Source organism: Chthoniobacterales bacterium (genome assembly GCA_036569045.1).
GTDB lineage: Bacteria > Verrucomicrobiota > Verrucomicrobiia > Chthoniobacterales > JAATET01 > JAATET01.
This window is the reverse complement of sequence record DATCRI010000008.1, coordinates 1-26,791: the sequence shown is the minus strand read 5'-3', so window position 1 is coordinate 26,791 and position 26,791 is coordinate 1. Positions and strand designations below refer to the sequence as shown.

The window sequence follows — 26,791 nt, the reverse complement described above, 5'->3', positions numbered from 1 at the left end:
GATTCGCGTCCCGCCACTCCTTCGGTGGCGTGGAAATCTCGTAGCCGAGAATCACGTAGTCCCCTCGCAGCAGATCGCGCGGGTCCACCGGCCGCGTTTGCAGCAGGTAGCGCGGTCCCGGCGTCTGAGATTGCCACGCGTAAAGCGCGACGAGTCCGAGAATCTGAAAGGCCAGCAGGAGATAGAGAACGATGCGTTTCATGAGCGGCGATTGAGCAAGGTCCGACGCAGAAACTGCAGCAGGCAGGCCGTCACGAGCAGCACGACGCCACCCGAGAGAAAGAGCAGGCCCGTATTGGCCATCGTCCCGGCAAGTCGCAGAAACGTGGAAACGATCAACAGGCCCACGAGCACAAACCCGACATTCAGCTGGTGCGGGCGCTCGCGCTCGAGGCTCAGCCAGATCCAGCCGAGCGCCGCCACGAAGAGGACGATCCAATAGGTCACCCACATCGTCATGTCGAAGCCAGCAAGCCAGCCCATCAGCGCGACCGTCGCCACGCCAACAAATTCACCGACCGAGCGCTGAACTTTCGCTCCGACCCTCAACCAGAGTTGCGAGCCCGCGGCCAGCGCCGCCCCGACGCCCATGTAAACGAACGCGAAGCTCCGAAAGTGCTTCAGCCACGAGAGTTCGTCCAGGCCCGTGCCCAGCCACGCGTAGCCCGCGATGATCAGCACCACGAACGCCGCGACACTGCGACTCGCAAACGGCAGCACCACAATCGCGCCGAACCACGCCGCCAGCAGGCCACTCATCTTCCCATCGAGATGAAAAATCTGACTGATCAACGCCAGCCCAAGCAGCGGACACACCGACGCGACGAGATAGCCGCATTCCCAGCCGGCCCGGTGCGCCCCGCGCGCCTGCGCCTCGACCGCAAAAATCATGCTCCCGGCGAGCAGTGTCAGCAATCCGCCCAACTTCACGAGCGGAGGAATCGCCTGCCAGTTGCTTGCGATCAGCAACGACACCCCCGCAAGGCACAGCACGCTCCCAATGGTCCCAAAAATCACCATCCATCGGCCGGCGGCCCGATTCGGATGCCGCATCAGGATCGCTTCGGCCTGCGCCGGAGAGATGATCCCCGCCTCGACCCACCCCGGCACTTCGCGTTCCAGCTTCATGACTGCACCTCCATCGGCGCAGCCGCGACGCAGACTTCCCTGCGAGCAGCTTCCGAACGAGCCTTCCAAAAGGCCTCCAGTCGCTCGGGAGTTGCCGCCTCCGCAGCCAGCGGTGGCGCGAACGTCACCGTGACGTTACGGCGCCAAGGCCGCGGCCATTTGAAGAACCAACGCCCGCCCTCGAACGAAAAGATCGAGCCCCAGAGACCGTCGAGATGCACCATCACCACCGGCACGTTTGCCCGGCGGGCAATCAACTCGTAGCCGCCCTTGATTTCCTGCAGGCGCCCGTCCAGCGTCAGCTTCCCCTCGGGAAACAGCAGCACGCTCTCGCCCGCCGCCGCGCAATCCGATGCCCGACGAATCGTCTCCCGGGCGCTGGAGGGGCTCACCGGGATCGATCCGAACGCCCGCAGACATCGCCCGAGAATCGGTTGATCGAACAGCCCGGCAAACGACGTGAAGCGAAAATGCCGATTGCACGCGAGCGAGAGCGGGATCGTGTCCGCATAGCTCACGTGATTGCAGACGAACAGCGCTCCGCCAGTCGCGGGCAGATGCTCCGCTCCCACCACCGTGACGCGATAGAAAATCCGGCCCAGCGGGAGGATCATCGCGCGCACACCGCGTTCGATGCCTCGGTCGAGCCAGCTCCGGTGTTCCCTTTCCGTTGTCTTCATGGCGGCAGCATGCCCCCAAATCGGAAATTTACCGAATCGATCTTTTTTGGCATTCCATCGATCACGTCGATGTTGAACCTCCACCATCTCGAACTCTTCTATTACGTCGCGAAACACGAGGGCATCGTCCCTGCCTGCCGGCATATTCCCTACGGCGTGCAGCAGCCCGCCGTGAGTGCGCAGATCATTCGTCTCGAGGAAGACCTCGGCGTTTCGCTCTTCCGCCGCCGTCCGTTTCAGCTCACGCCCGCGGGGAGGATGCTTTTCGATCAGCTCGCGCCATTCTTCGGCGGCCTGCCCGAACTGGAGGCCCGCCTGCGCGGCGAGACGATCCGCACGCTGCGCCTGGCCGGACTTTCCGAAGTCATGCGCGACCATGCGCCCGGGCTGCTCGCCGGATTGAAGGCGCGCCATCCCGGGCTGCAGCTCGTGGTCCTCGAAGCGGGGCAGAAACAGGCCGAGCAGCTCATCCTGCGGGGCGAAGCCGATCTCGCCGTGACGGTGCTCGATGCCACTCCGCCCGCCGGCCTCCAGTGCAAGCGCCTGCTACGACTCCCGCTCGTCCTGCTCGTGCCGGAATCCGCGCCGTGGCTCACCGCCGCTACGGCCATCAAGGATGGCGACGACGGAAAGGTCGACCTCATCTCCCTCGGCGCCCACGAACTCCTTCCCCGCCTGTTCGCCCGCGGCCTCAGAAAATCCGGACGGGAATGGCCGACCACGATCGCCATCAGCTCCGCCGATTTGATCGCGCCCTACGTGAGCGCCGGACTCGGCGTGGGCCTTTCCGTCTCGACCCCGCATCGTCCGCCGCCGGCGGGCCTGCGCGAATTGCCGCTCAAGGGATTCCCGTCACTGGACATCGGCGCGTTCTGGACCGGCCGACTTTCACCGCCCGCGCAGGAACTCATCGCGGAACTCGCCGCGATCGCCGCCTCGCGCTGACGTCCCGGCTATCTGTGGCGATGCGATTCCTCGCGGGAGTCGAGATCCGCGTCGGCGAGCCCTTCCTCGATCTCCTGCTCGGCCGCGCTGGATTCGTCGTCGAGTTCGCTCCGCGCGGCGCGATGGCCGGTTTCGCCGGGCGGCGAGCCGTCCCCGATGCGAGCGTCCTCGGGGATCAGCTCTTCGACCTCGGGTTCGTCGCTCCCGCCCATCAATTCCTCCCGCGCCTCCTCGAGGTCGGAGGCGCCCGCGTCGTCACGATCTTCCGCTCGCGCAATTTCCGTCGCCCGCTCGCGAATCATCGCCTCGGTCACTTCCCCGCCCGCCGCGGTTCGATTGGTTTCCGGTTCCTGTTTCATCAGAAAGGGTTCGCAGCCCACCTCCCCGTCGGGCGCAGAAAATGCGGTCCGCGCACGGATTTGGACTCATCGATCCTCGGATCACGTGCGCCCCTGATCCCCTTGCGATGCGCGCACGCGCGCCTCTTCATGCTCCGGTGGAACGAACGCCGCCTGCTGCTCGCGGCTCATGTCCCGCGATTCGGGAAGTGGATCCTCCACGATTGCCTCCAATTTATCGGGCCGCTGCGGACGCATCGGCACACTCGTCGCGGACTTCGCCGCAGGTTCGATAATATGATGTTTCATACCTGAGGATCGCGATTCACCGAGGCCGCGGTGGCATGGGCGACGCGCCCGAGGAAACGGCATCCGCCACCGGCTCCAGCTTGGTCCCCAGTTCCGCAAACAACGTGGCGACGTCCGCGGGCCGGCGTCGGGCGAGGATCGTTGTCACCACATGCTGGCCGAGCGCGCGGTAGCTCTCCATCTGGGATTCGGTGAACCACTGGTCGTTCGTCGATTCGTGCGGAAAATCGGGATGCGCGGCGGCGTAATGGGCGACGTCCGCGGGCTCGGCGCCGCAAATCACCGGCTTGACGTAGAGCAACTGCCCATCGGTGCCAGCACCGTCGACGGCGGAATAGCGGATCGTCCCGATCGCGAAATAGCTCGCGCATGCCCCCGCCTGCCTGGGCGAGACGACCTGGATATCGATCGGCACGCCGAAATCGATGCGGATCTTGCGGATCGCGTTTCCGAGGTCCTCGAACACGTAGTCCGCGTCGCAGCCGGCATCGACGACGACGATGTGGCGACAGCGCCGGAGGACCATCTCGTAGAGCCCGAGATTCTCGAAATGACCGCCATCCGAGAGATTCACGTAGGGATAGGCGGCCGTCGTGTTGCCAAGGGCCTCGCTGAAAAGCGGGAGCGCGGCGTGCAGCGGGCCGTTGCGCCGCCACGTGTGCTCGCCGGGCGGGCCGGGATTTCCCAGCCACCAGCCGAGCCGCAGGTTGAAGAGCGTCATCAGGAACGCGACGATCGGCGACGAATGGTAGCCTTGGTTCGGACTCGCCGCCGCGCCGGATACCGCGATCGCCGTGCCGAGCGAAATGCCGTTCCCGTAGAATTCCGCGGGCCGATAGCCGACCGGCCAGCTCCCGCAATGCAGCCGGCTCACGGTAAACGACGCCGCCTTGCGCTCCTGCCACGCCAGCTGGCCGCCCTGCACGAGATTGAGCGCGATGTTGATGATGTGAAACGGCCGACCGGGCTTCAGCCGATGCGCGGGGATGTTGTCCGCCGGATCGAATCCCGTGAACCAGTGCGGCTGCCGTTTGGCGCGGGACGCTCCGAGAAACGCGCGGATCAGGCGGCTCCGATACATCGCGTGGAGCGAAAATTTGTTCACATTGATGAAGAACCCCATCGCCACACCGATGCCGGCGAGCACGCCGATCGCGACGAGCAGCACGACGAACTGCCGCCGAATTCCGGCATCCCAGAGCACGCCCGGATTCTCGAGCATTCGCCCGCTCGGCGCATCGAGCAGCAACGACAACGCGAACGAAAGCATCACGAAGAATCCCAGCGCCGCCGCGGCGAGCAGGCGCCCCCATGCCGGGGGTGCGCTGCCCTCGGTCTTCGCCACCGAGCCGCGGCTGAATCCCAGGATCGCCGCCGCCAGACCGAATGCCCCGCCACACGCTGCGAGCACCGCCTTCCCGATCTCCCCGATTTTCACCTGCGCCACGAGCCCCGGCGCCCAGAGCACCAACGCGTGGAGGGAGGCCCAGCCAATGATAAGCGCCCACAGCCACCCGGCGGCGCGGCCCCACCATTCGCGATCGTCATCGTTCGTCCACCAGCTCGTCACACCGTTGAAGACGGTGTTCGCCACGAAAAACATCGCGAGCAACAGCGGCACCGCAAAGCAGGCAAAATTGCGCGAGGCCTCCGCAGGATTCGGAAAAATCTGCGCGATCGACCACGCGAAGAATCCCGTCACCGCGCCGGTGAAGACCATGGTGACGCCCGCCATGCCCGCGATCCGCACCAGTCCCCGTCCGGAAAGTTTCGAGTCGCGTCGACTTCGATCTCGCCACGCGAGCCAGCCCGCCGCCGCCACGCATCCCGCGCCCGTCGCCAGACCGACGAATATCTGGACGAGCACCAACCCGCGACCCGAGGCCATCAGCGGCCCCGCCTCCGCGCTCGTGTTGCGAAAGCCCGCCCACCACGCACAGAAAAAGACCGCGGCCCACATCATCGGCAGAAGAAACCGCCGCACGAACCATCCCTGCGAGCGGCGATCATTGCCAAGACTGGGCAAATCGATTCCGGCGTAGGCCATGGCGGTCGCAAGACTCAGGAAGGCTCCGGCCAGCAACGCGCCGAGCATCCATGGCTCCGGCCGGGCCAGCACGGAAAACACCGTGAAGCGCGGGATCAGCAGCACCACCGCGAGCCACGAGAGCAGCACGATCCAGTTGAGCAACATGTCCCGCAACGCGGTCGCTCCGAGCGTCCAGGCATCTGCCGAAAGCACCCCGATGCGCGGCGTCAGATAATTGCTGAACGCCCGCACGTGCCGCAGCGGCGCGCACTCCGGCTCCAGAGGATCACTCGGCGGGGCGCTCAGCTCCTCGATCACGCCGGCCTGACCACGCGGATGATTATGAACCCACGCCGAGAACCACCCGCCGATGTAGCCGCCCCCCGATACCGTCGAGAGATAGTCGAACCGGCCGAGCAGGCCCGCGCCGGCCAGCCCCTGAAGGATGCCGAGCCCGAAGCTCGCGCTGCGAATTCCTCCTCCCGAGAGACAGAGGGCCGAACGCGGTGAGGAGAGCGCGTGGATCGCCTGATGGACGGCCTTCAGATCCGCAGCGGCGTCTCCCCCGCCCCCCGGAAGCGTGAATTCCGCTCCAGCGGCCCGTAACTCGGCCGAGAGGATTTCCGCGACCGATTGCGACGGGTGATCGACGTCGGTCGAGGCGGAGGTGGAGGTGGAGGTGGTCGGGATTTTCATGGCGCGAGTCCCTCGCCGACCGAAACACCCAACGCCGCGCGGGATTGATGATTTGTCCGTGAAGAGTATGGACTTCCTCGATCCAAACAAGGATTTCCAATCCCTCCGGGAAGCCGCCGAGGGGTTTCTCAGGGATGTTCCGGAGAGTCGGCTCGCCGCCTTTCGGCGATGATCGCAACCATTCTCTTATGAAAATCTTTCACTGCGACAAATGCGACCAGATGGTCTACTTCGAAAATGTGTTTTGCGTCGGCTGCGGCAGCACCCTCGCCTACCTGCCCGACGTCGACGACATCGCCTCGCTCGAGCCTGCGCCGGATGGCTTCTGGCAGCGCCACGGCAACGGAGCCCGATACCGGATGTGCACGAATTACGCCCAGCATCAGGTTTGCAACTGGGCGATCCCGGTGGAGGATCCGAACGATCTCTGTCCCTGCTGCCAGCTCAACCGCGTCGTTCCCGACCTGAACATCGTCGGCAATCAGGAAGCCTGGGCCCGCGTCGAGGTGGCGAAGCGCCGCCTGGTCTACAGTCTCCGCAAGCTGGGTTTGCCCGTCGTCAGCAAGGTCCTCTCGCCCGACCACGGCATCGCCTTCGACTTCCTCGGCGACGTGCCCGGCTTCGCCTCCGTCCTCACCGGACACGATGAAGGCGTCATCACCCTCAACATCGCCGAGGCGGACGACGCCGAACGCGAGAAGCGCCGCCTCGCCCTGCACGAACCCTACCGCACCGTGCTGGGGCACTTCCGTCACGAGATCGGTCACTACTACTGGGACCAGCTCATCCTGCCCGATCCCGCCCAGCTCGAGGCCTTCCGCGCCCTCTTCGGCGACGAACGCTTCGACTACGACATCGCGCTTCAACAGCACTACCAGAACGGCGTGCCCGCCAACTGGCAGGACTCGTTCATCACGTCCTACGCCACGGCCCATCCGTGGGAGGACTGGGCCGAGACCTGGGCGCACTATATGCACATGGCCGATACCATCGAGACCGCCGCGACCTGCGGGCTCTCGATGCATCCCGACCGGGCCAACGAACCGTCTCTGGAAATTCCCAACGATGACCCCTCGCAGTCCTTCAGGACGCTGATGGATTCGTGGTTCCCCCTCACTTATGTGCTCAACAACCTCAACCGCGGCCTCGGCCTGTCGGATGGCTATCCCTTCGTGCTGTCCTCGCCAGCGATCGAAAAACTTCGCTTCGTCCACAATGTGATTGTCAATGCGAAGACAAACGGGGTGCCTCATCTCACCGGCGAGCCCCATCTTGCCGGGGCATCCTAAACGGAAACTAGCGAATCATTTTTTGCCAGAATGGCGAACTGACCGGACTTTCTTAAGGCTTACCAAAGGGCCGGCTCCAGCGTGCAAATCGTGGCAACCGGCCCTTTGCTTCCTGCAAAAAAGCCTTGAGTTACCGGGGAAATTTGCCGAAAGCAGATTTCCGTGGAAATCATCTCATCAAGTGTCACCGCGGCCTTTGCCATTATTAGCCTATCGGCGGCTCCGCTCGTCGTTCTATTAGTAGCTATTCTTGCGACGAGAATGAGTCGCGACCACAACAGGGAGGGGTTCTCTCTGTTGGCAGCTCTCCGGGAAATCGCCTTTTTCAGCGCGGCCATCCTCGCCACGAATTTCCTCGGCTCGCTCGCATTTTCGAATCTGAAGTCCTTTTTGCCGGAAAATCTCACAACTTTTTTTCCGGTGCAAAGTGTCCTTTATGGAGCTTTGTATGCCCTTTGCCGTCCCATCCTAAATCACGTTTTCCGCGAAGTTGAGGCGATGAATGACGTGATGGCCGGCGTGCAAAACGACCTCGTCATCGCGCAGGAGGAAAATTCCCGCCTGCGCAAATTCCTCGCGACCGTCGCCCCCGAGTCCGACCTCGCCACCGCGGCGGGTCCCCTCACCGTTTTGCCGCCCGCAACCGAGCGCGACCGGATTGCCACGGCGGCCTGATTTCCCGCGGGAGCCTTTTCCACTCCCGCGAAAGCCCGCGGGTCGCCATTCCACGCGGGCCGCGAGTCACTACAGGCGGCAGATCAGCAGCTCGCGCTCGTAGATGAGTTCCTTCGGAAGGTGGCTGTGCAAATCGAGGAAGAGCTCCTCGTGGCCCATCACTTCCTGCCGCCAGGCCGCGCGATCGACTTTCTGCAAAGCCTCGAAATCCTCCTGCGAGAACTTCAGGCCGGACCAATCGAGATCCTGATAACGCGGCTGCCATCCGATCGGCGTCTCCTTGGCGCGGCCGCGGCCCCGGGCGCGATCGACTATCCACTTCAGCACGCGCATATTCTCCCCGAAACCGGGCCAGAGGAACTTGCCCCCCTCGCTCTTGCGAAACCAGTTCACGTGGAAAATGCGCGGCGTCTCCGCCAGCGTGCGCTGCATGTTGATCCAGTGACGAAAGTAGTCGCCCATGTGGTAACCGCAGAAAGGCAGCATCGCCATGGGATCGCGACGGACCTTGCCGATCGTTCCCGCCGCGGCGGCGGTCATTTCCGAGCCCATCGTGGCGCCCATGTAAACCCCCGCGCTCCAGTTGAAGGCCTGGTAGACGAGCGGCATCGTGGTGGCGCGGCGGCCTCCGAAAATGATGGCTTCGATCGGCACGCCCGCCGGATCCTCCCACGCGGCGTCGATCGTCGGGCACTGCGAGGCCGGCGCGGTGAAGCGCGCGTTCGGATGCGCGGCCTTGGCGCCGGTTTCCTTCGCAATCTCCGGCGTCCAGGGCTTGCCCTGCCAGTCGAGACACTTCGCGGGCGGCTCCTCGGTCATGCCTTCCCACCAGACACCGCCCTCGGGCGTGAGCGCGACGTTGGTGAAAATCGTGTTCTTGGCGAGGGACGCCATCGCGTTGGGATTCGTCGTCTCCGAGGTGCCCGGAGCAACGCCGAAGAATCCGGCCTCGGGATTGATGGCCCGCAGACGTCCGGACGCATCCGGGCGGATCCACGCGATGTCGTCGCCGATCGTCCAGACCTTCCAGCCCTGTTCCTGAAAATGGACCGGCGGGATGAGCATCGCGAAGTTCGTCTTGCCGCAGGCACTCGGGAACGCGGCCGCCACGTAGGTCTTCTCGCCCTCGGGACTCTCGACGCCGAGAATGAGCATGTGCTCGGCCATCCAGCCTTCGTCGCGGGCCATGTTCGACGCGATGCGCAGCGCAAAGCACTTCTTCCCGAGCAGGGCGTTGCCACCGTAGCCCGAGCCATAGCTCCAGATCTCGCGCGTCTCCGGGAAGTGGACGATATATTTCTCCTTGTTGCAGGGCCACGGGACATCCGCCTGACCTTCCTCGAGGGGTGCGCCGACGGAATGGACGCACGGCACCACGCGTTTGGCGTTCGCGTCGATTTCCCTGAACACCGGCAGGCCAATGCGCGCCATGATGCGCATGTTCACGACCACGTAGGGCGAGTCGGTGAGCTGCACGCCGATCTGCGACATCGGCGAACCGATCGGCCCCATCGAAAACGGCAGCACATACATCGTGCGCCCCTTCATGCAACCGGTGAAGAGCGTCTTCAGCTTGCGGCGCATTTCAAACGGCTCGACCCAGTGATTCGTCGGGCCGGCGTTGTCCTTGGAAAGCGAGCAGATGAACGTGCGGTCCTCCACGCGGGCCACATCGCCGGGATCCGATTTGGCGTAATAGCAGCCGGGCCAGAGATCCTCGTTGAGCTTGATGAACGTGCCGCTCTCGACCATCTGCGCGCAGATCGCGTCGTATTCGGCCTGCGAGCCGTCGACCCAATGAATCGAGTCCGGCTGCAGGAGCGCAGCCATCTTGTCGATCCACTTGAGGAGATTCTTGTTCTTGGTGAGCGGTCGGGTCGGGTCGGCGGCGGCGGGCATAGGATTTCGGCGGTGAAAAAGCGTGTCCGGACCTTACCCGGAATGGCGGCCGATAGAATTCCAAAAAATGCCGGTGGTGGGACTCGAACCCACACTCCGCTTTCGCGAAAACGGATTTTAAGTCCGTTGCGTCTGCCATTTCGCCACACCGGCGGCATGGGTCGTGAGAGTTTTCCATCGCCGGATTTAGCGCAACACCGATTTTGCCCCCACGTGCGCGCATTTCCCCGGGGCTTCGCGTTCGGGCGCACCGCTCCCGCCACCGAGTTCCTCGTCCCTGCCAATTTCCCACGCACGCCTGCATCGGCGAGACCCCTGACCGACCGCGGCTCTCCGGCATGCGATCTCCCGACATGAACTCCGATCCGCGCTTCAAATACCCTTCCCCGCCCTTTCCTCAGGAAAAGACCGTTCCTCCCGGGTCGGATGCCGAGATGGCGCCCCTTGCCGATCACGGGGAAAAATCCTATGTGGGCACGGGACGACTCACGGGCCAACGCGCGCTGATTACGGGATCGGACAGCGGGATCGGCCGCGCCGTGGCCCTTGCATTTGCCCGGGAAGGCGCGGGAGTCGCGATCAGCTACCTCGACGAACACGACGACGCCGAGGTCACGGCCAGCCTCGTCCGCGAGGCCGGACAAAAAGCCGTTCTCCTGCCCGGCGACATCGGCTCCAAATCGGTTTGCGAGGAGGTCTCCCGAAAAGCGCTCTCGGAATTTGGCGGGATCGACATTCTCGTCAACAACGCCGCTTTCCAGCGCACCTACGAGGATTTCCTCGAGATCCCGGACGAGGAATTCGAAGAGACGTTTCGGGTGAACGTGTTCGCCATGTTTCGGCTTTGCAAATTGCTGCTCCCGCACATGTCGACGGGCGGCTCGATCATCAACACGGCGTCCATTCAATCGTTCGATCCCAGCGAGAACCTGATCGCCTACGCGGCCACCAAGGCGGCGATCGCGAGCTTTACCCGCTCTCTTGCCGCCCACGCCATCGAACGGGGGATTCGCGTGAACGCGGTGGCTCCCGGTCCCATCTGGACGCCGCTGATTCCTGCGACAATGCCGGAAGAAGCCACCCGTAAATTCGGTTCCACCTCGGTTTTCAAGAGACCGGGACAACCCGCCGAGATCGCTCCGATCTTCGTATTCCTGGCGAGTGAAGAAGCGAGCTACGTGACCGGGGAGATCTACGGAGCCACCGGCGGACAGATGCCGATCTGATCGTCGCCCTTCACTCGAAATAACGCGTCAGCGGACTGGCCCGGCGAACAATCTCGTGCGGCCGCACCACTTCCGGCGGCGAAGGGAGCGTTTCTTTCGCACTCTTCGAGGCTCCTTTTCGAACCGACTTTTCCAAGAGGACTGGACTCACAACGACTTTATCCATGCGAGGTTATCGCGTTTCGCTTGCAGGATGGTTGTATTAAACTGATCGCGCTCGCGGATCAGTAGCTTTGCACGCCACTGCCCGGCCGACCTGGGCGGGAAAATGGCTTGTGATTGGTCGTGGCACCGGATTTTTGTGTGGGGATGAGCGCTGAACCCGAGATGAAAGTCGCCGTCTACGACACAAAGCCCTACGACCGGGAATACCTCGGCACGGCTGCCCGCGCGGAGGAGCTCAAGCTGCGCTTCAATGAATTCCGCCTCGAGCCGGAGACTGCGTTCACCGCGGCTGGCGCGAAGGCCGTGTGCGTGTTCGTGAACGACGACCTCCGGCGCGAGACGCTCACGGAGCTCGCGAAGGCGGGCGTGGGCATGGTGGCGCTGCGCTGCGCCGGTTTCAACAATGTCGACCTGAAGGCGGCGAAGGAGCTGGGGATCGCCGTCACGCGCGTGCCGAGCTATTCGCCACACGCGGTGGCCGAGCACACGATCGCGCTTCTTCTCACGCTCAATCGCAAGACGCACCGCGCCTTCGTTCGCGTGCGCGAGCTCAATTTCTCGCTGAGCGGACTCGTGGGATTCGACCTCTACGGCAAGACCGCGGGCCTCATCGGCACGGGCAAGACGGGCCGCATCGTCGGCGACATCCTCAAGGGCTTCGGCATGAAGGTCCTCGCGTTCGATCCCTTTCCGAACACCGAATGGGCCGCGCGCGCCGGCGTGGAGTATGTCGATCTCGACACCCTTGCGCGGGAGAGCGACATCGTCACCCTGCACGCCCCGCTCACGCCGGAGACGGATCACATCATCAACGAGCAATTCCTCGCCCGGATGAAACATGGCGCCATGCTCGTGAACGTGAGCCGCGGCCGCCTCGTCCACACCACTGCGCTGATCGCCTCGCTCAAGAGCGGCCACCTCGGCGGCGTCGCGCTCGACGTCTACGAGGAGGAGGAAGGCGTGTTTTTCGAGGATCTCTCCGGCCTCGTGCTCGAGGACGACGAACTTGCCCGACTGCTCACGTTTCCGAACGTCCTCATCACGGCGCATCAGGCCTTCCTCACGCGAGAAGCGCTCAACGAAATTTCACGGGTCACCGTGGAAAACCTCGTGCGCTTCGCCGAGGGCAAGGACTTCCTCGAGTCGACCGCGCTGTAACGCGGGGACGGGGCGGCGGCTTTGACAGCAGGCCAACCCCCGACCTCGAACATGGCCAAAATCCGCGATCGCCTGGATCGCACCCGTCAGTGCCGATTAAAAAGGCATCCCGGGAATGTTCAATCCCGCGGTGAGCTTGCCCATCTCGGCGCCGGCGGCCTTCTTGGCGTCCTCGATGGCCTGCTTCACGCCGCTGAGCACGAGGTCCTCGAGCATTTCGACATCCTGCGGATCGACGACCTGCGGATCGATCTTGATGGAAAGCACTTCGCCGCCGCCGTTGGCCACGACCTTGACCTTGCCGCCGCCGACGCTCGCCTCGAACGTCTTTTCGGCGAGTTCCGCCTGGGTTTCCGCGAGTTTGGCCTGCATCTGCTGGGCCTGCTTGAGCATTTTTGCGATATTCATGTGGGTAGTAGGGTTCCTTTGAATTTTTCGAGGGCCATCCGGATCAACGGATCATTTTTGAAATCCTCCATCGGGTCCTTCGGAGGTTCGGGCGCGGCTTCCGCCACGGGCGCGATGTCCTCCGGCTCGGGTTCGGGCGCGACCTCGACTTCCTCGATGGTGAATTCACACGCCAGCTCCACCTTCTCGCCGACCTTCCCGGCAAGAATGGCCTCCGTGCGGCGACGCACATCCTCCCAGAACAGGGATTCCGTCTCCTCGTGCAACGAGACCGGAAAGCGCACGCGGAACTTGCCCGCCGCGCTGCCGACGAACTCCCCGCGCTCGAGCCAGGCAAAACGAATCGGCGACTCGGCCGTGAGCGTGGCGGCGACCTCGCGCCAGATGCCCTCGCCGTCGGACGGCGTGGGCACGACGGACTCTGGCTCGTCCTCGACTTCGGCCACGACCGACGGCGAGGACTCGGGCACGGCCGGAGCCATCGGCGCCGCGTCGACCCTGGGCGCAGGCGCGGCGACCGGTTCCAGCGCGGCCTTGGGCGATGGCGGCGGAGCCACGGGCTCGCGGCGGACGGGAGCCGGCGCAGCGGTTTGCTTCGGACGCTCGGGCAGCGGCTCCCCGCCCCCGATCGCGACGAGCGTATCGATCACGTCGGTGAGACTGGCTTCGTCGAGAAGGTGCACGGCCTTGATGATCGCGACGTCGAAATACAGGCGCTTGTCGGTGGCCCAGCGCAGGCGGCCCTCCGCCTCGGAAAAATGGTCGAGCAGCGTGAGCAGTCGCTCGCGGGGCAACGGTGAAGCGGCGCCGGGCTGAACGGAACGCACGAGCAGATCGCGGAGGTGGTTGATCACGTCGCCGGCGAGACGCGAGAGATCCTTGCCCGCGGCAGCCTGCCCGGCCACCAGCACGAGCGCGGCGCCGGCATCCTTCGCGAAAACATGGTCGCAAAGCGCCTGGACGGTTTCCTGCGAAGTGAAGCCAAAGACCGTGAGCACGTCCTCGGCCGTGATCCTGTCGCCGCAGAAGGCCACGAGCTGGTCGAGCATCGACTCGGCATCGCGCAGGCCGCCGTCCGCCCCCTTGGCCACGGCATCCGCGGCGGCCGGCTCGAGCACGACCTTTTCCTGCGTCGCGATGTGCTGAAGATGGCCGGCAATCAGCTCGGCCGGAATGCGCCGCAGGTCGAAGCGCTGGCAGCGACTGGTGATCGTCGCCGGCACCTTCTGCGCCTCGGTCGTCGCAAAGATGAACTTCACGTGCGCCGGAGGCTCCTCGAGCGTCTTGAGCAGCGCATTGAACGCCGCGGTGCTGAGCATGTGCACCTCGTCGACGAGGTAAATCTTGTAGGGACCGCGGGCGGGCGCGTAGGCGGCATTCTCGCGGAGTTCGCGGATGTGCTCGACGGAGTTGTTGCTGGCGCCGTCGATCTCGAGCACATCGAGACTGTTGCCCTCGGCAATCTCGCGGCAGGCGTCGCACACGCCGCAGGGCGTGATCGTCGGGCCCTTCTGGCAGTTCAGCGCCTTGGCCAGGATGCGGGCGGTCGAGGTCTTGCCGATCCCGCGCGGCCCGACAAAAAGATAAGCCTGCGCGAGACGATTCTGCGCAATGGCGTTCTCGAGCGTGCGCGTGATGTGGCCCTGGCCGACCACCTCTTCGAAGGTCTGCGGACGATATTTGCGGGCAAAAACGCGGTAACTCACGGCGGCCAATTATCGCGGCGGGGCGGCGATTGTCGAACCCGTTGTGATCTCGACGGCCTCGCAAACGTCCCGCCAGCCCGGGAAATTCCACGCGTTCGGAAATCCGGCGCACTGATGTGGTTTCACCGCCTGGATCCGGCAATCGATGCCGTCGAGAAAGACGCACTCGCCGTTCGGCTTGTCGATGAGTGCAAGGCCGTCGCGCCGGGGCCGCAGGCGGGTATAGCGGTCGATGAAATCGAGCTCGTCGAGCCCCAGAAATCCCGAGATCGCGGTGATGTCGGCGTCGTTCAGGCGCACGAAGCCCGGCCATCGGCAGCAGTTTCCGCAGCGCTGGCACTGATACCACACGTCTTTTTCCGACGATCCCCTGATTGCCGCCGCGGCGGAATTTCTGCTAGAAGCACCTTCATGCGACTTTTCGTCACCGCCGGCCGCAGGGGCCTCGGCTGGAATTTCAAAAGCTTCGTTTGGGAGCATGAGTGGCGGAATTTCGTCCCCAGCGTGGCTGCGGCCACGGGAGCGGGCAACCTCGAAAAACGCGCCCGCAGCGCGGCCGTCCGCCGAGGCGGCGCCGGAAAATGAAGATCGCCATCCTTGGTTCCCGCGGCCGCCTCGGCGCGGACCTGCTGAAAAAATGGACCACCTCCGGTCCGGACGGCGAGACGCTGTTCACCGCGCAGGGCTTCGCCCGCCCGAAGTTCGACCTGCTCGACGCAGGGTCGATCGACCGCGCCCTCGGCCCGAAGAAGGGCTACGACTGGGTAATCAACTGCGCCGCGAATACGAACGTCGACGCCTGCGAGCGCCAGCCCGAGGAGGCGCGCCTCGCGAACACCGTGGCGGCCCGCTACATCGCGGAACGCTGCGCGAAGATCGGCGCGCGATTCATCCACATCAGCACCGACTACGTGTTCGACGGCCGCCAGCGCACACCCTACGACGAGGATTCGCGCCCGAGCCCGCTCGGCGTCTACGCCCTGTCCAAGGCCGACGGCGAGTTCGGCGTGCTGGCTGCGCTGCCAACGGCCATCGTTGCCCGGGTGTCGTGGGTGTTCGGTCCGGAGAAGCCAAGTTTCATCGACATGCTCCTCTCCCGCGCGCTGGGGGATTCCCACGTCTCCGCGGTCGCCGACAAATGGTCCACACCGACCTACACGAGCGATGTCGCGCAATGGCTTGCCGCGCTCATCGGCGTCGACGCGCCCGGCGGCATGTATCACCTCTGCAATGCCGGCCAGTGCTCGTGGCAGGAATTTGGCGAGCACGCGCTGCGTTGCGCGGACACGCTGGGCCTGCCGGTCAAGACCACGACCGTGAAGCCGCTCAAGCTCAAGGAAATGGACACCTTCGCCGCCGAGCGCCCGATCTACACGGTGATGTCGACGAAGCGCTTCACCGAGGTGACGAAGATCGAGCCGCGCCCGTGGCAGGACGCCGTGTGGGATTACCTCCGCGACTATCCGCCCTGCTAGGCTCGGTCAGACGAAGTAGCTCACGACGAGCACGCCCAGGACGACCGCCGAGATCCCCGCATAAAGCCGGTCTCGCGACGCTGCGTAGCCCCAGGCCGCCAGCGCCACGCGCACCAGGGGATTGATCAGCAGCAGCAGCACGCCAACCTGCATGAGGCAATCGTCGTTGCCGCGCAGCGCAGCCCGGAAGATCGCCATCGGATGCGTGAGATCGGACGGCTCGCCGGTGAATTTGCGGTCCCCGGTCGGCTCGCCCGCGTGATGCGCGAGAAAAACCACCAGACCGGCCAGCATGGTCGCCGCCGCCAGCACGACGCCGAGCAGCATCACCCGGGCGAGGACATTTCGCAGGTGGGATTCCTTCATCGGTGCGAGGGGAGGCCGTTGAGAATCATTTGCACGCCGATCGCCGAGATCGCGATCAGGAAGACGATCTTGAGCACCGCAATCGGAACGTAGGGCAGGAGCCGCGCCCCGACGAACGCCCCGGCGAGCACGCCGAGAGCCACCGGGCAGACCAGCACGGGATCGAGATAGCCGTTCTTCAAATAAATGCCGATGCTCGCCGCCGCAGTCACGCCGATCATGAAATTGCTGGTCGTCGTCGTGACCTTGAACGGGATCCGCATGATCTGGTCCATCCCGAGCACCTTGAACGCACCGGAACCGATCCCCAGCAACCCCGAAAGCACGCCGGCCACGATCATCACGAGGAACCCCCATCCCACCCGCTGCACGTGATACGGCTGCGGTCCGGTCGGAGTCGGCAACGCGTCGTCGAGCCGCAGCTTCGCGGCCACGGGATTCACCGGCAGCGCCACGCCGGCAGAATCTTCCTTTCGGCGCAGCGAAAGCCCCGCCGTCACCAGCAGGGCGACCCCGAAAATCAGCGAAAGCAACGCCGCGTCCGCCACGCCTGCGGCCATCGCCCCACCGACCGCACCCAGCGTCGTCGCCACGCAAAGGAACAGGCCGATGCGCATATTGCTCACGCCATCACGCAAATAGGCGGCCGCCGCTCCCGACGACGTCGCGATCACCGAGGCCAGCGCCGCACCCATCGCGTAACGGATGTCGACGTGAAAAAAAAGCACGAGCACCGGCGTGATGATGATTCCACCGCCGAGCCCGATCATTGCCCCGAGCGTCCCGGCCACAAACGCCGCCGCGCCAATCGCAAGATCAAAGCCCAGTTCGTGCATGCGACAGCAATTTAATCATGCAAACGGATTGAAGTCTCGACGCGAGACCGACAAACCACGTATCAGAATTATCCAGCCATTTAATCCTATGCAACCTCTCCTTTGCGCCGTCTTCGCGACCTTTGTCGCCCTTTCCACTTCTTCTCAAGCGGCGACAATTGTTGGTCTCCGTTTTGTTCAGAACGCTCCCGGGGCTCCCAATGGGTATGCCTACGATATTGTTGCAATCAATACGAACACTGGAAATGAAAGAACTCTCGTTCGTTCGGCTTTCGAAGACATCTGGGGCGGCTCCTTCATTACCGATCCGGAGGCGGGCATCGGTTACGTGCTCGCCACCTCCACCGTTTTCTCCCCCACTTTCAGCACATCGACGGTGCTCTACCGCTACGAACTCGCCACCGGCAACGTTCTGCCAGCGTTGCCCCGAACCTACGGCGGCCCGATGGCGCTGGGCGCCGACGATCAACTCATCAGCATGCGTTACAAGTCGGGCGAAGGTTATGACATCATCACCATCAACCCGAAAACCGGAGCGACCAAGACTCTGATCGCAAACGCGGTGCACGAATTCTGGGGTGGATCTTTCATCTCGGATCGCGCTTCCGGAATCGGCTATGTTATCGACGACTCCAAAAAGCTCCTCCGATTCGATCTCGAAAGCGGCCAGATCCTCGCAAGAACCCAGCTGACTTACGGCGGCCCGCTGGCATTGGCTCCCGAGGGAAAACTGGTAGGCATTCGCGGGGGCGGCAATAGCAGTGATATTGTCTCCATCGATCCTGTCACCGGCGTTACGAGGACGCTCGTCTCCAATGCCTTTCCGGATTTTTATGGAGACACGTTTTCGACTGACGTCGCCGAGGGAATCGGATGCGTTCTCACCAGCGAACGTCAGCTCTTCGTCTTCGACCTCGAAACCGGAGCCGTTCAGGCCGCTCCCAAGCGCCTGAGAAGCCGCGTCAGCTATGCGAGATTTGCCGGCACCGCGAAGGCTCGGTCGAATGGCATTACCTATTCCGGCAAAACTCGACGGACCGTCCGGAAACCCTTTGTCACCGTGAAAGGTAAGGCCACCGGAAAAGTGACTTCGGTGCGGTATCGCGTCCGCGGATCGGGCGGATTCAAGACAGCCAAAGGCACTACCAGCTGGACCGTGAGGGCACATGTCAAACGCGGCAGGAACGAAATCCTCATCCATGCGAAAGGTCCCGAAGGGAGCTCTGCGGATACGGTGATCACCGTGATCCGCAAATAAGACAGACCACCACGTCCCGCTTACGCCGCCTGAATCAGGAGCTTGGTTGCCTCACGCTGCCGAGATGGAGCCCTTTCCCCGGGTCCGCGTGGATCGAGCGGTTTCGGCCGGCACCGGATTCCGCAGCTCCGTGCACAGTTCACGCAGGGCGCGCTCCATCTCCGCGCGCGTGCGCTTCCAGACGGAACCTGTGGCCCGAGAGCGTTTGGGCTTGCGAGGGTGAGCGGACATCGAGCGCCCACCCTCCCACGGACATGCCCGTGTCGCCAGTGAGAGATTGAGATATTTGCGCGCTTCCCATTGAGCATGAGCGCAACGATCCGGCTATCATTTTCGACAGCTGAACTTCCAACTTCAAAACCCCTGAAAAGCAACTCCTGCAAATTATTAGTAATACACGTAAAGATTGCCCCTAATCTCAAATTCCCCCTACCATTCAGACCATGAAACGACTTCTTGTCCTTGCTTTCCTCACCGTCTCGATGGCCTTCGCGATTCCCCAGGCCCAAGCTGCAACCTGTTTCGCTGTCAACGAATCGAACATGCTTTACAAGATCAACACCGCGTCCCCGACAGCCGCGGCGGCCACGGCAATCACCGGTCTTCCGGCGGGCTTTCGCATCGTGGGGCTAGATTTCCGGACGACCGCCCGGGCGGGTTCCACCACACCCGGAATTGGCACCCTTTGGGCCCTCGGCACCGACGGCAGCCAGGCGAAGTTGTTCCAGATCAATCCGACGACCGCCGCGGCAACCCTCATCGGGAATCTCTCTCTCTCTGCGTCGATTCTCGCCGGCAGCGACAACGGCTGGTTCTTCGGTTTCGATCCCGCAACGGACACGTTGCGCATCCTGAACTTCTTCTACAATTTCCAGGTCGATCCGAACACCCTTGCATCGACGGCGCAGACCCAGCTCACGGGGTTTCCCGCCCTGAATGGCTCTGCCTACCTCACGGCCCCTATCGGAGGAACGACCCAGATTTTCTTTCTGGAGCAAAACAACGACGGACTGAATACCTCTACGAATATTTCGACGGGCACCTATTCGGCTCTGCCCACGCCCATGAACGCCGCCTTCTCCCAACCCGCCGGTCTGGACTACGGCGAAGGCACGATGCTCGCCGCCTTTTTCAACACCAGCGGAGGAGCAAACAAGGCACAGCTTTTCACGGTGTCGACTTCGGGCACTTTCAGCCTGATCGGCGACATTTCCGGAACACCGGGAACGTTGTCGATTCGCGCGCTTGCGATTCAGCCCACCAGCTTTCCGACACCGGTATCGGTTACGGTCAAGGTCAGCGGAAAGAAGAAGATCACAACAACCGCGCGTTCCTTGAAGATCAAAGGCAATGCGACTTCCAAGGCGGGCGTCAACCTCGTCCAATACAAGATCGGCAAGGGTAAGCTGAAGAAGGCCAAGGGCACCACGAAATGGAGCTTCAAGGCGAAGCTGAAGCCCGGCACGAACAAGATCACCGTCATCGCGACCGGGGGCAACGGCGTCCAGTCCAAGCCCGCGAAAATCAAGGTAACTGTCGACGAAGCCCCCTGAGCCGTCCGAAATTTCTTTCTAGCAAAAGGCCCCGGGGAATCGATTCCCCGGGGCCTTTGATTTTAGCTCAGTAGGTGGCTGTCACGCCGCCATCGACGGTTAATCCCGATGCAGCCAACGAGCGAAAATACGTTCGCGCCGGACGACATGGGAGACGTCATCCGTCCGATCGATCGTCAGCCAGGCTGAAGGGTTCCGGTGACCAGCGAGCGGGAAATAAAAGATTTCTTGGGTCTTCAGACCGGCATTCCCGGAAGTGGCGACCACGGAGCCATTCTTACGCGTTTTCCAGCTGCCCGCACGGCGGATATCGCCAGCCTTGGCCGAGAGCGCTTTACACTCGAAGGCGTAACGCCCGTTTCGTTTGAAAAGAAGGAACATCCGGTAGTTGCTACACGTTACGGAAATCGCAATCTGGGACTTCCGCTGGCTGAACCTCACTCTTCCAAGGTTATTCTCGGAGATGTAACCCGTTCCGTCCTTCACCTTCGACCGATATTTGTAAGCCCCGGAGGAAATCGCGGGCAAATCCCGGGCGACGACCGCAGGAACGGCCGGGAGAAGAAGCGACAGCGCGACGATGGGAATAAACGGCGATTTCATCCAGGTGATCCTAGGTGATCTCGAAGGCATTACCAGCCCAGAGCCTTGATGCGGCGGGCGACCTCCTCGACGTTCGCGCGGCTGTTGAAGGCCGAGATGCGGAAGTAACCTTCGCCGCAGAGGCCGAAGCCGCTGCCGGGCGTGATCACGACATTTGCCTCGTTGAGAATCTTGTCGAACATCTCCCAGCTCGTGATCCCCTTCGGGCCGCGCACCCAGATGTAAGGGGCGTTGGCGCCGCCGTAGACCTCCAGGCCACAGTCCTTCGCCGCGGCGCTGAGGATCGCGGCGTTGCCCATGTAGAGCTCGACGAGCGCGGCGATCTGCGCCTTGCCCTCGGCGGAGTAGAGCGCCTCGGCGCCGCGTTGCGTGATGTAGCTCACGCCATTGAACTTCGTGCTGAAGCGACGGTTCCAGAGCGGGTGCAGGGGCTTCTTCTCGCCCGAGTCGGTGCGGCAGAGGAGATCGTGCGGCACGATCGTGAAGGCGCAACGCGTGCCGGTGAATCCGCCGTTCTTCGAGAAGCTGCGGAACTCGATCGCGCACTTCCGCGCGCCGGGGATCTCGTAGATCGAGTGCGGCACGTCCGCGTGCTGAATGTAGGCCTCGTAAGCGGCGTCGAAGAGAATGACGGCATCGTGGTCGAGGGCATAGTTCACCCACTTCTCGAGCTGCGCGCGGGTGGCCGTGGCGCCGGTCGGATTGTTCGGATAGCAGAGGTAGATGAGGTCGACGGGGGTGGTCGGCAGCGCGGGCACGAAGCCGTTCTCCGCGTTGCATTCCAGATAAACGAGCCCGGCGTAGCGGCCGCTCTCGTCGCCCTCGCCGGTATGACCGGCCATCACGTTCGTGTCGACGTAGACGGGATAGACGGGATCCGTCACCGCGATGCGGTTGTTGTGCCCAAAGATGTCGAGGATGTTGCCGCAATCGCATTTCGAGCCGTCAGAGACGAACACCTCGTCGTCCGCGACCTCCAGGCCCTTCGCGCGATAGTCATTCTCCGCGATGGCATGCCGCAGAAACTCGTAGCCCTGCTCGGGGCCGTAGCCGTGGAAGCCCTCGCGGGTGCCCATCTCGTCAATGGCCTTGTGCATCGCCTCGCGCACCGCGAGCGGGAGCGGCTCGGTGACATCGCCGATGCCGCAACGGATCAGGCGCCTCGCCGCCTCGGGATTCGCGTCGGTGAAAGCCTTCACGCGCCGACCGATCTCCGGGAAGAGGTAGCCGGCCTTGAGTTTGAGATAATTCGAGTTGAGCTGTGCCATGGGAAAAGGGAGACAGGATTAACAGGGTTTGCCGGGGCGGGTGAAGATGAACTTCCGCCTAATTCCCTCGCCGCTACTCGCGAATCCGGAACACGTCGCCCGTTTCCGCGCCGTCCTCCACCATCGCGACCTCGATCGCAAACAACTCCCCCAGCGCCTCGTCGAACTCTCCGTCGCCCACCGGCTCGTCGAAATCATTGCGTAGCATCGCGAGCAGCGTCTCCCGCGACACCCGCAGCCGGTCGATCTCGACGAGCTGATACCGCTGCAACACGTCGGCAATGCGATACGCGAGCAGCGACGGCGCGTCTTCCTCGCGCACCGGCCAGACGAAATCCTGCAAATCGCCGCCTTCGTCGCCGGAAAGGTCGATCACCTCGGAATCCTCGGCAAAGCGCAGGGTTCCCCGCAGCTCCGTCTCCCGCTCGAGCGATTCCACGATCTCCGCTGCCCCGAGGGCCCCGAGAAACGCATCCAAAAACTGACGACGAGCGGAAAGCATGCCGAAAATCTACCAATCCCCCCCGCCCGTCTGGCAATGGGATTGTGTCCCCTCGCCCCTTCCCATTGCGGCTTGCCTCGGAGCCAGCAAAAAGGGCGGACCGAAGTCCGCCCTTTTGGGAGATCATTTTATCGAGTGTTCGCCTTACACCGCGGCCTCGTAGAGTTCACCGACCTTGGTCCAGTCGATGACGTTCCAGACGGCCTTGAGGTAGTCGGGGCGGCGGTTCTGGTAGTTGAGATAGTAGGCGTGCTCCCAGACGTCGATGCCGAGGATCGGCGTGCCTTCGATGCCGGCGACGGCCTTGCCCATGAGCGGGCTGTCCTGGTTCGCAGTGGAGCCCACTTCGAGCGCGCCGTTGCTCACGTAGAGCCAGGCCCAGCCGCTGCCGAAACGCGTGGCGCCGGCCGCCTCGACCTTGACCTTCAACTCGTCGAAGCTGCCGAACTTCGCGGTGATCGCTTCCGCCAGCTTGCCGGTCGGCTCGCCGCCGCCGCTCGGGCTGAGGATGGTCCAGAAAAAGGAGTGGTTCGCGTGGCCACCGCCGTTGTTGCGGACAGGACCGCGGATGGCCTCCGGAACGGCACTGAGATCGGCGATGAGATCGGTGATGGATTTCGACGCGAGCTCGGGCGCGACTTCGAGAGCCTTGTTGAGATTCGTCACGTAAGCCTGGTGGTGCTTGCCGTGGTGGATTTCCATCGTCTTCGTGTCGATGTTGGGCTCGAGGGCGTTGGTCGGATACGGGAGCGCAGGAAGTTCGTAGGCCATGATTTTATCGGGTTGGTTCGTTCGTTACGCTAAGCCCCGACGCAGCGCGATCAAGCGCGGAGTTGGCCGGAGAACACGGTTGGTCTTTGGGAATTCGCGCCGGGCTTCGACTGCGGCCGTCGCTGCGAGTGAGATTCGGCGGCGCAATTGCCAAAAAAGCGCGACTTCGGCATTCTGCCGCGATGTCCGTTTCCCATCCTGACCTGGCCGACTACCTCGATCGGCGCCGCGAGGCGATCACCGTCGAGTGGCTGATGCGCGTGCATCGCGACCGGGAAATCCCCTCCGCGGACGACCTGCCGCGCGAGCAGCTCATCGATCACCTGCCCTTCCTGCTCGACGCGCTGATCCATCGCCTGCGCGGAACCCCGCACGCCGCCACCGAGACGACCCGCCAGAGCCAGGTCCACGGCGAGACGCGCGCTGACCAAAACTACAGCCTGCCGGAGCTCCTGCGCGAGGTCTCGATCCTGCGCAACGTGCTCATCGAGGCGTGGGTGGAATTCGACATCGCGAGCGGATCCGAGCGCCGCGTGCAGCTGGAATCCTCCGGCATCCTCCACGCGATTCTCGACGGCGTCATCGCCGAATCCACCGCCGGATTTGTCTCCCGTCAGCAGGCGGAATTACTCGCCTCGAACCAGGCCCTCGAGGAGGCCCACGCGCAATCCGAGGCGCTCAACGTGCAGCTCCTCGATCTCGACGAACGCCGCCTGCGCATGCTGCGCACGATCACGCACGAGATCGCGAATCACCTCAACGCCGCCGGCCTGATGACGAGCTTCCTCAAGCGCTCGGCGACGGCGAACGACCCGGACGCGCAGGAATCGCTCGCCGCCATCACGCGCAGCATCTCCGCGATGAACAGCCTGATGAAGCAGCTTCTCGAGTTCTCGCTCCTGGCCTCCGCCGCGGAGAAGATCACCCTCGAGCTGCAGTCGCCCACCGCGCTTTTCGACGAGCTCGTGATGATCGCCCGATCGACGGCCGCCGACAAGGGACTCGGATTCAGCAGCGAATTCGCGCCGAATCTCGGCCCGGTCAACATGGATGGCAACCTCCTGCGCCGCGTCGGCCTGAACCTGCTGACCAACGCGATCAAATACACCGCCGCCGGCGAGGTGCGGCTCGCGTTTCTGCCGCATGACGCCGACCACTGGCGGCTCGAAGTCAGCGACACCGGATGCGGCATCGCTCCGGAGGATCAATCCCGCATCTTCGACGAATTCTACCGTGCGAAAACGCCGTTCGAGGCGACCCCGGGGGTCGGGCTGGGCCTGGCAATCACCCGCCAGCTCGTCGCGCTCCTGCGCGGACGCATCGAGGTCGAAAGTCAGGTCGGCAAGGGATCGACCTTCCGCGTCATCCTGCCGAAGGCCTGATTCCTTCGACGCGAAAGCATCCGGCGAACCGGCGCGACGCGATCCGTTCGCGACCCTCCGATGAAAAAACTCGCCGAAAATCTCTGGCTGCTCCCCTACCCGCTCAAGCTTTTCGGGGCGGACCTTCGGCGCAACGTCACGCTCATTCGGCTTGCCTCCGGCGACCTCGTCATCCACTCCACCGGCCCCTTCGAGCCCGCCGACGTCTCGAAAATCCACGCTGCTGGGCATCCGGCATGGATCGTCGAGGCCATGCGTCATCACGACACGTTTTCCCGCATCGGTCGCGACATCTTTCCCGACATCCCGTTCCTCGCCCCGCCCGGTTTTTCCGAGACCGTCAATTTCGAGACGCTCCCGATCCTTCCGCCACCGCCCGAATGGGCCGATGAACTCGATGCACTCGAGGTGGGCGGCAACAAGACCTACGGCGAATTCGTTTTCTTCCACCGCCCCTCGCGCACGCTCATCGTCGCGGATCTCGCCTTCAACTTCAGTCCCGAAGAGCCGCTCTGGACCGGCCTGCTCCTCCACGCGGCCATCGGCTCCGAGCACTCGCCAGGCATGTCCCGCCCGTTTCGCCATGCGGTGAAGGACGAGGCCGCGTTCCGCGCCTCGATGGACGCCATGCTGGCGTGGGATTTCGACCGCGTGATCGTTGGCCACGGCGACGTCATCGAAACCGGCGGTCACGAAAAAATCGCGACCATGCTCGCCCGCGCCGGATTCTAACTCAGCGCGCGGCGGGTTCGAGATGCACCACCGCGTCGAGGATGCGGAGTTTCGGCTCCGCGATCAACGCATCCTTCACGAGATGGCCCACGCTGTGGCCCTCCGCGACGGTCATGTCGGGATCGACCTCCACATGGATCTCCACGAAGAGGCCCACGCCGCTCTTCCGCACGCGGCACTTCTCGATACCCTCCACGCCGTCCACCAGGCGAGCCACCGCGACAACCGCCTCGCCAAGTTCGTCGGCCACGCGACCGTCGAGCATGTCGTGCAGCGATGCGCGCACGATGAATCCGCCATTGATGACGATCACGCCGCAGGCCGCCAGCGCCCCCCAGTCATCCGCGCTCTCGAATCCCGGCCCCCCAATCAGGGCAATCGCGATGCCCACCGCCGCGGCCGCCGAGGTGATCGCGTCCGACCGGTGGTGCCACGCGTCGCCCTGGATCGCCATGCTCTGCAGCTCCTCCCCCGCCGCCAGCACGGTGCGCGAGAGCGTTTCCTTCACCGCGACGATGACCAGCAGCACCGGCAGCGTGAACCATGCCGGGGCGTGATGCGGTGTGCGTATCTCGAGCACCGAGTGCCAGGCGATGAATCCCGCAGCGAGCAGCAGGCACCCTCCGGAGAACAATCCCGCCAGCGCCTCGATCTTTCCGTGGCCGAAAGGATGATCCTGATCCGCCGGGCGCAGCGAGAGCTTGAATCCCGTCCACGTGATGATCGACGTGAAGATGTCGCTCGCCGACTCGATGCCATCGGCGATGAGCGCGTAGGAATTGCCCACCCAGCCCACGACGATTTTCACCACCATGAGGATGATGTTCACGAAGAGGCTGATCACCCCGAGTCTGAGGACATCGGCAGAGGGCTGCATCTCCCGCGACGCTAGAAGACTCCGCGCCTTTCGCCAGTCCAAACCCCGTCGCCTTGTGCGCCCGCTCCGCCCCGGCTAGATCGAGTGTCGTCATGCCTCGCCTTCCGCTTCTCCTCTGCCTGCTCGCGCTTTCCGCCTGCGCCACGCCGCCGCCCGCGACCTTCACCGCAGCCGAGTCGGCACTCGTCTCCGACATGGGCAGGAGGCTCGCCCTTGCGCGCGAAGTCGCCTGGATCAAATACCTCGACGGCCGCCCGATCCGCGATCCGGCCCGCGAGGCCGCCGTCCTCGACTCGGTCACGCACGCCGCAGCCGCTCGCGGGCTCGACGCCATCCGGACCCGCGAATTCTTTGCGGCCCAGATCGACGCCTCCTGCGCCGAGCAGGCGGCCCTCATTCGCCAGTGGAAACGCGGCGCCCCGCTCCCAACCTTCGCCCCGCGCAGTCTCGGCGGGGCGGTCCGGCAGGACATCGATGCCGCGAACGGCGCGCTTCTCGACTCCCTCGGCCAGCTCTC

Annotated in this window: 28 protein-coding genes and 1 tRNA gene; 11 read left to right on the top strand and 18 right to left on the bottom strand. The window is 63.7% G+C overall.

Features of this window, described 5'->3' with window-relative positions:
- From VIM61_01855 to VIM61_01845, 3 genes are all read right to left on the bottom strand, one after another.
- On the bottom strand, positions 1-202 hold a 202-nt coding region (locus VIM61_01855; GenBank protein ID HEY8899147.1), incomplete at its 3' end, for a GDYXXLXY domain-containing protein.
- Positions 199-1,128, bottom strand: a complete 930-nt coding sequence (locus VIM61_01850; protein HEY8899146.1) for a DUF2157 domain-containing protein — start codon at positions 1,126-1,128, stop codon at positions 199-201. The genes VIM61_01855 and VIM61_01850, both read right to left, overlap by 4 nt.
- Entirely contained in the window at positions 1,125-1,808 is a 684-nt protein-coding gene (locus VIM61_01845; protein ID HEY8899145.1) for a 1-acyl-sn-glycerol-3-phosphate acyltransferase, read from the bottom strand. The genes VIM61_01850 and VIM61_01845 overlap by 4 nt, the downstream gene beginning before the upstream one ends.
- Positions 1,809-1,877: 69 nt before the next feature.
- On the opposite strand from VIM61_01845, the gene VIM61_01840 reads away from it, so the two are divergent.
- A complete protein-coding gene (locus VIM61_01840; GenBank protein ID HEY8899144.1) occupies positions 1,878-2,753 on the top strand; it encodes a LysR family transcriptional regulator in 876 nt (291 codons plus the stop codon).
- 8 nt (positions 2,754-2,761) lie between these two features.
- On the opposite strand, the gene VIM61_01835 is transcribed toward VIM61_01840, so the two are convergent.
- From VIM61_01835 to VIM61_01825, 3 genes are all read right to left on the bottom strand, one after another.
- The gene (locus tag VIM61_01835; GenBank protein HEY8899143.1) at positions 2,762-3,112 is read right to left on the bottom strand and encodes a hypothetical protein; all 351 of its coding nucleotides are present in this window, start codon (positions 3,110-3,112) and stop codon (positions 2,762-2,764) included.
- 81 nt (positions 3,113-3,193) lie between these two features.
- Positions 3,194-3,400 (bottom strand): hypothetical protein, encoded by a 207-nt coding sequence (locus tag VIM61_01830; GenBank protein HEY8899142.1) that lies wholly within the window; start codon positions 3,398-3,400, stop codon positions 3,194-3,196.
- A 16-nt stretch (positions 3,401-3,416) separates the two neighbouring features.
- Complete coding sequence (locus VIM61_01825) at positions 3,417-6,125, bottom strand: hypothetical protein (GenBank protein ID HEY8899141.1); 2,709 nt, start codon at positions 6,123-6,125, stop codon at positions 3,417-3,419.
- Between the two features lie 188 nt (positions 6,126-6,313).
- On the opposite strand from VIM61_01825, the gene VIM61_01820 reads away from it, so the two are divergent.
- The gene (locus tag VIM61_01820; protein HEY8899140.1) at positions 6,314-7,414 is read left to right on the top strand and encodes a putative zinc-binding peptidase; all 1,101 of its coding nucleotides are present in this window, start codon (positions 6,314-6,316) and stop codon (positions 7,412-7,414) included.
- A 162-nt stretch (positions 7,415-7,576) separates the two neighbouring features.
- On the top strand, positions 7,577-8,089 hold the full coding sequence (locus tag VIM61_01815) for a hypothetical protein (GenBank protein HEY8899139.1): 513 nt from the start codon (positions 7,577-7,579) through the stop codon (positions 8,087-8,089).
- A 69-nt stretch (positions 8,090-8,158) separates the two neighbouring features.
- Here the strand turns inward: VIM61_01815 and VIM61_01810 are convergent, their stop codons facing one another.
- Positions 8,159-9,988 (bottom strand): phosphoenolpyruvate carboxykinase (GTP), encoded by a 1,830-nt coding sequence (locus tag VIM61_01810; protein HEY8899138.1) that lies wholly within the window; start codon positions 9,986-9,988, stop codon positions 8,159-8,161.
- A gap of 68 nt (positions 9,989-10,056) precedes the next feature.
- A tRNA-Leu gene (locus VIM61_01805) sits at positions 10,057-10,141 on the bottom strand.
- A 200-nt stretch (positions 10,142-10,341) separates the two neighbouring features.
- Here VIM61_01805 and VIM61_01800 point away from each other — a divergent pair.
- Positions 10,342-11,214 carry an SDR family oxidoreductase gene (locus tag VIM61_01800; GenBank protein ID HEY8899137.1) on the top strand — a complete coding sequence of 291 codons (873 nt, stop codon included), beginning with the start codon at positions 10,342-10,344 and terminating at the stop codon, positions 11,212-11,214.
- A 309-nt stretch (positions 11,215-11,523) separates the two neighbouring features.
- A complete protein-coding gene (locus VIM61_01795; GenBank protein HEY8899136.1) occupies positions 11,524-12,537 on the top strand; it encodes a 2-hydroxyacid dehydrogenase in 1,014 nt (337 codons plus the stop codon).
- A 96-nt stretch (positions 12,538-12,633) separates the two neighbouring features.
- On the opposite strand, the gene VIM61_01790 is transcribed toward VIM61_01795, so the two are convergent.
- The 3 genes from VIM61_01790 to VIM61_01780 are packed head-to-tail and all read right to left on the bottom strand — an operon-like array spanning position 12,634 to position 15,002.
- Positions 12,634-12,945, bottom strand: coding sequence for a YbaB/EbfC family nucleoid-associated protein (locus VIM61_01790; protein HEY8899135.1), 312 nt, complete (start codon positions 12,943-12,945; stop codon positions 12,634-12,636).
- Positions 12,942-14,651, bottom strand: a complete 1,710-nt coding sequence (dnaX, locus tag VIM61_01785) for a DNA polymerase III subunit gamma/tau (GenBank protein ID HEY8899134.1) — start codon at positions 14,649-14,651, stop codon at positions 12,942-12,944. The genes VIM61_01790 and dnaX overlap by 4 nt, the downstream gene beginning before the upstream one ends.
- 9 nt (positions 14,652-14,660) lie before the next feature.
- Positions 14,661-15,002, bottom strand: coding sequence for a YkgJ family cysteine cluster protein (locus VIM61_01780; protein HEY8899133.1), 342 nt, complete (start codon positions 15,000-15,002; stop codon positions 14,661-14,663).
- Between the two features lie 230 nt (positions 15,003-15,232).
- On the opposite strand from VIM61_01780, the gene rfbD reads away from it, so the two are divergent.
- Positions 15,233-16,126, top strand: coding sequence for a dTDP-4-dehydrorhamnose reductase (gene rfbD, locus VIM61_01775; protein HEY8899132.1), 894 nt, complete (start codon positions 15,233-15,235; stop codon positions 16,124-16,126).
- A gap of 6 nt (positions 16,127-16,132) precedes the next feature.
- Here the strand turns inward: rfbD and VIM61_01770 are convergent, their stop codons facing one another.
- The gene (locus tag VIM61_01770; GenBank protein ID HEY8899131.1) at positions 16,133-16,492 is read right to left on the bottom strand and encodes a DUF1634 domain-containing protein; all 360 of its coding nucleotides are present in this window, start codon (positions 16,490-16,492) and stop codon (positions 16,133-16,135) included.
- Positions 16,489-17,328, bottom strand: coding sequence for a sulfite exporter TauE/SafE family protein (locus VIM61_01765; protein ID HEY8899130.1), 840 nt, complete (start codon positions 17,326-17,328; stop codon positions 16,489-16,491). The genes VIM61_01770 and VIM61_01765 overlap by 4 nt, the downstream gene beginning before the upstream one ends.
- Positions 17,329-17,416: 88 nt before the next feature.
- Between VIM61_01765 and VIM61_01760 the strand changes: the two genes are divergently transcribed.
- Both VIM61_01760 and VIM61_01755 read left to right on the top strand, forming a co-directional pair.
- A complete protein-coding gene (locus VIM61_01760) occupies positions 17,417-18,586 on the top strand; it encodes a hypothetical protein (GenBank protein ID HEY8899129.1) in 1,170 nt (389 codons plus the stop codon).
- A gap of 443 nt (positions 18,587-19,029) precedes the next feature.
- Complete coding sequence (locus tag VIM61_01755; protein ID HEY8899128.1) at positions 19,030-20,139, top strand: DUF4394 domain-containing protein; 1,110 nt, start codon at positions 19,030-19,032, stop codon at positions 20,137-20,139.
- Between the two features lie 99 nt (positions 20,140-20,238).
- On the opposite strand, the gene VIM61_01750 is transcribed toward VIM61_01755, so the two are convergent.
- The 4 genes from VIM61_01750 to VIM61_01735 form a co-directional block, all read right to left on the bottom strand.
- Positions 20,239-20,742 carry a hypothetical protein gene (locus VIM61_01750; GenBank protein HEY8899127.1) on the bottom strand — a complete coding sequence of 168 codons (504 nt, stop codon included), beginning with the start codon at positions 20,740-20,742 and terminating at the stop codon, positions 20,239-20,241.
- 29 nt (positions 20,743-20,771) lie between these two features.
- Positions 20,772-22,010 carry an LL-diaminopimelate aminotransferase gene (locus VIM61_01745; protein HEY8899126.1) on the bottom strand — a complete coding sequence of 413 codons (1,239 nt, stop codon included), beginning with the start codon at positions 22,008-22,010 and terminating at the stop codon, positions 20,772-20,774.
- A 73-nt stretch (positions 22,011-22,083) separates the two neighbouring features.
- Positions 22,084-22,512 carry a hypothetical protein gene (locus tag VIM61_01740; protein ID HEY8899125.1) on the bottom strand — a complete coding sequence of 143 codons (429 nt, stop codon included), beginning with the start codon at positions 22,510-22,512 and terminating at the stop codon, positions 22,084-22,086.
- 144 nt (positions 22,513-22,656) lie between these two features.
- Positions 22,657-23,283: a superoxide dismutase gene (locus VIM61_01735; GenBank protein ID HEY8899124.1), complete on the bottom strand. Its 627-nt coding sequence runs from the start codon at positions 23,281-23,283 to the stop codon at positions 22,657-22,659.
- A 182-nt stretch (positions 23,284-23,465) separates the two neighbouring features.
- Between VIM61_01735 and VIM61_01730 the strand changes: the two genes are divergently transcribed.
- The gene (locus VIM61_01730; GenBank protein HEY8899123.1) at positions 23,466-24,665 is read left to right on the top strand and encodes a sensor histidine kinase; all 1,200 of its coding nucleotides are present in this window, start codon (positions 23,466-23,468) and stop codon (positions 24,663-24,665) included.
- Between the two features lie 60 nt (positions 24,666-24,725).
- Positions 24,726-25,397: a hypothetical protein gene (locus VIM61_01725; protein HEY8899122.1), complete on the top strand. Its 672-nt coding sequence runs from the start codon at positions 24,726-24,728 to the stop codon at positions 25,395-25,397.
- A 1-nt stretch (position 25,398) separates the two neighbouring features.
- Here the strand turns inward: VIM61_01725 and VIM61_01720 are convergent, their stop codons facing one another.
- Positions 25,399-26,274 carry a cation diffusion facilitator family transporter gene (locus VIM61_01720; GenBank protein HEY8899121.1) on the bottom strand — a complete coding sequence of 292 codons (876 nt, stop codon included), beginning with the start codon at positions 26,272-26,274 and terminating at the stop codon, positions 25,399-25,401.
- 92 nt (positions 26,275-26,366) lie between these two features.
- Here VIM61_01720 and aroQ point away from each other — a divergent pair.
- Positions 26,367-26,791, top strand: a 425-nt coding sequence (gene aroQ / locus VIM61_01715; GenBank protein HEY8899120.1) for a gamma subclass chorismate mutase AroQ, incomplete at its 3' end; no start/stop codon positions are given.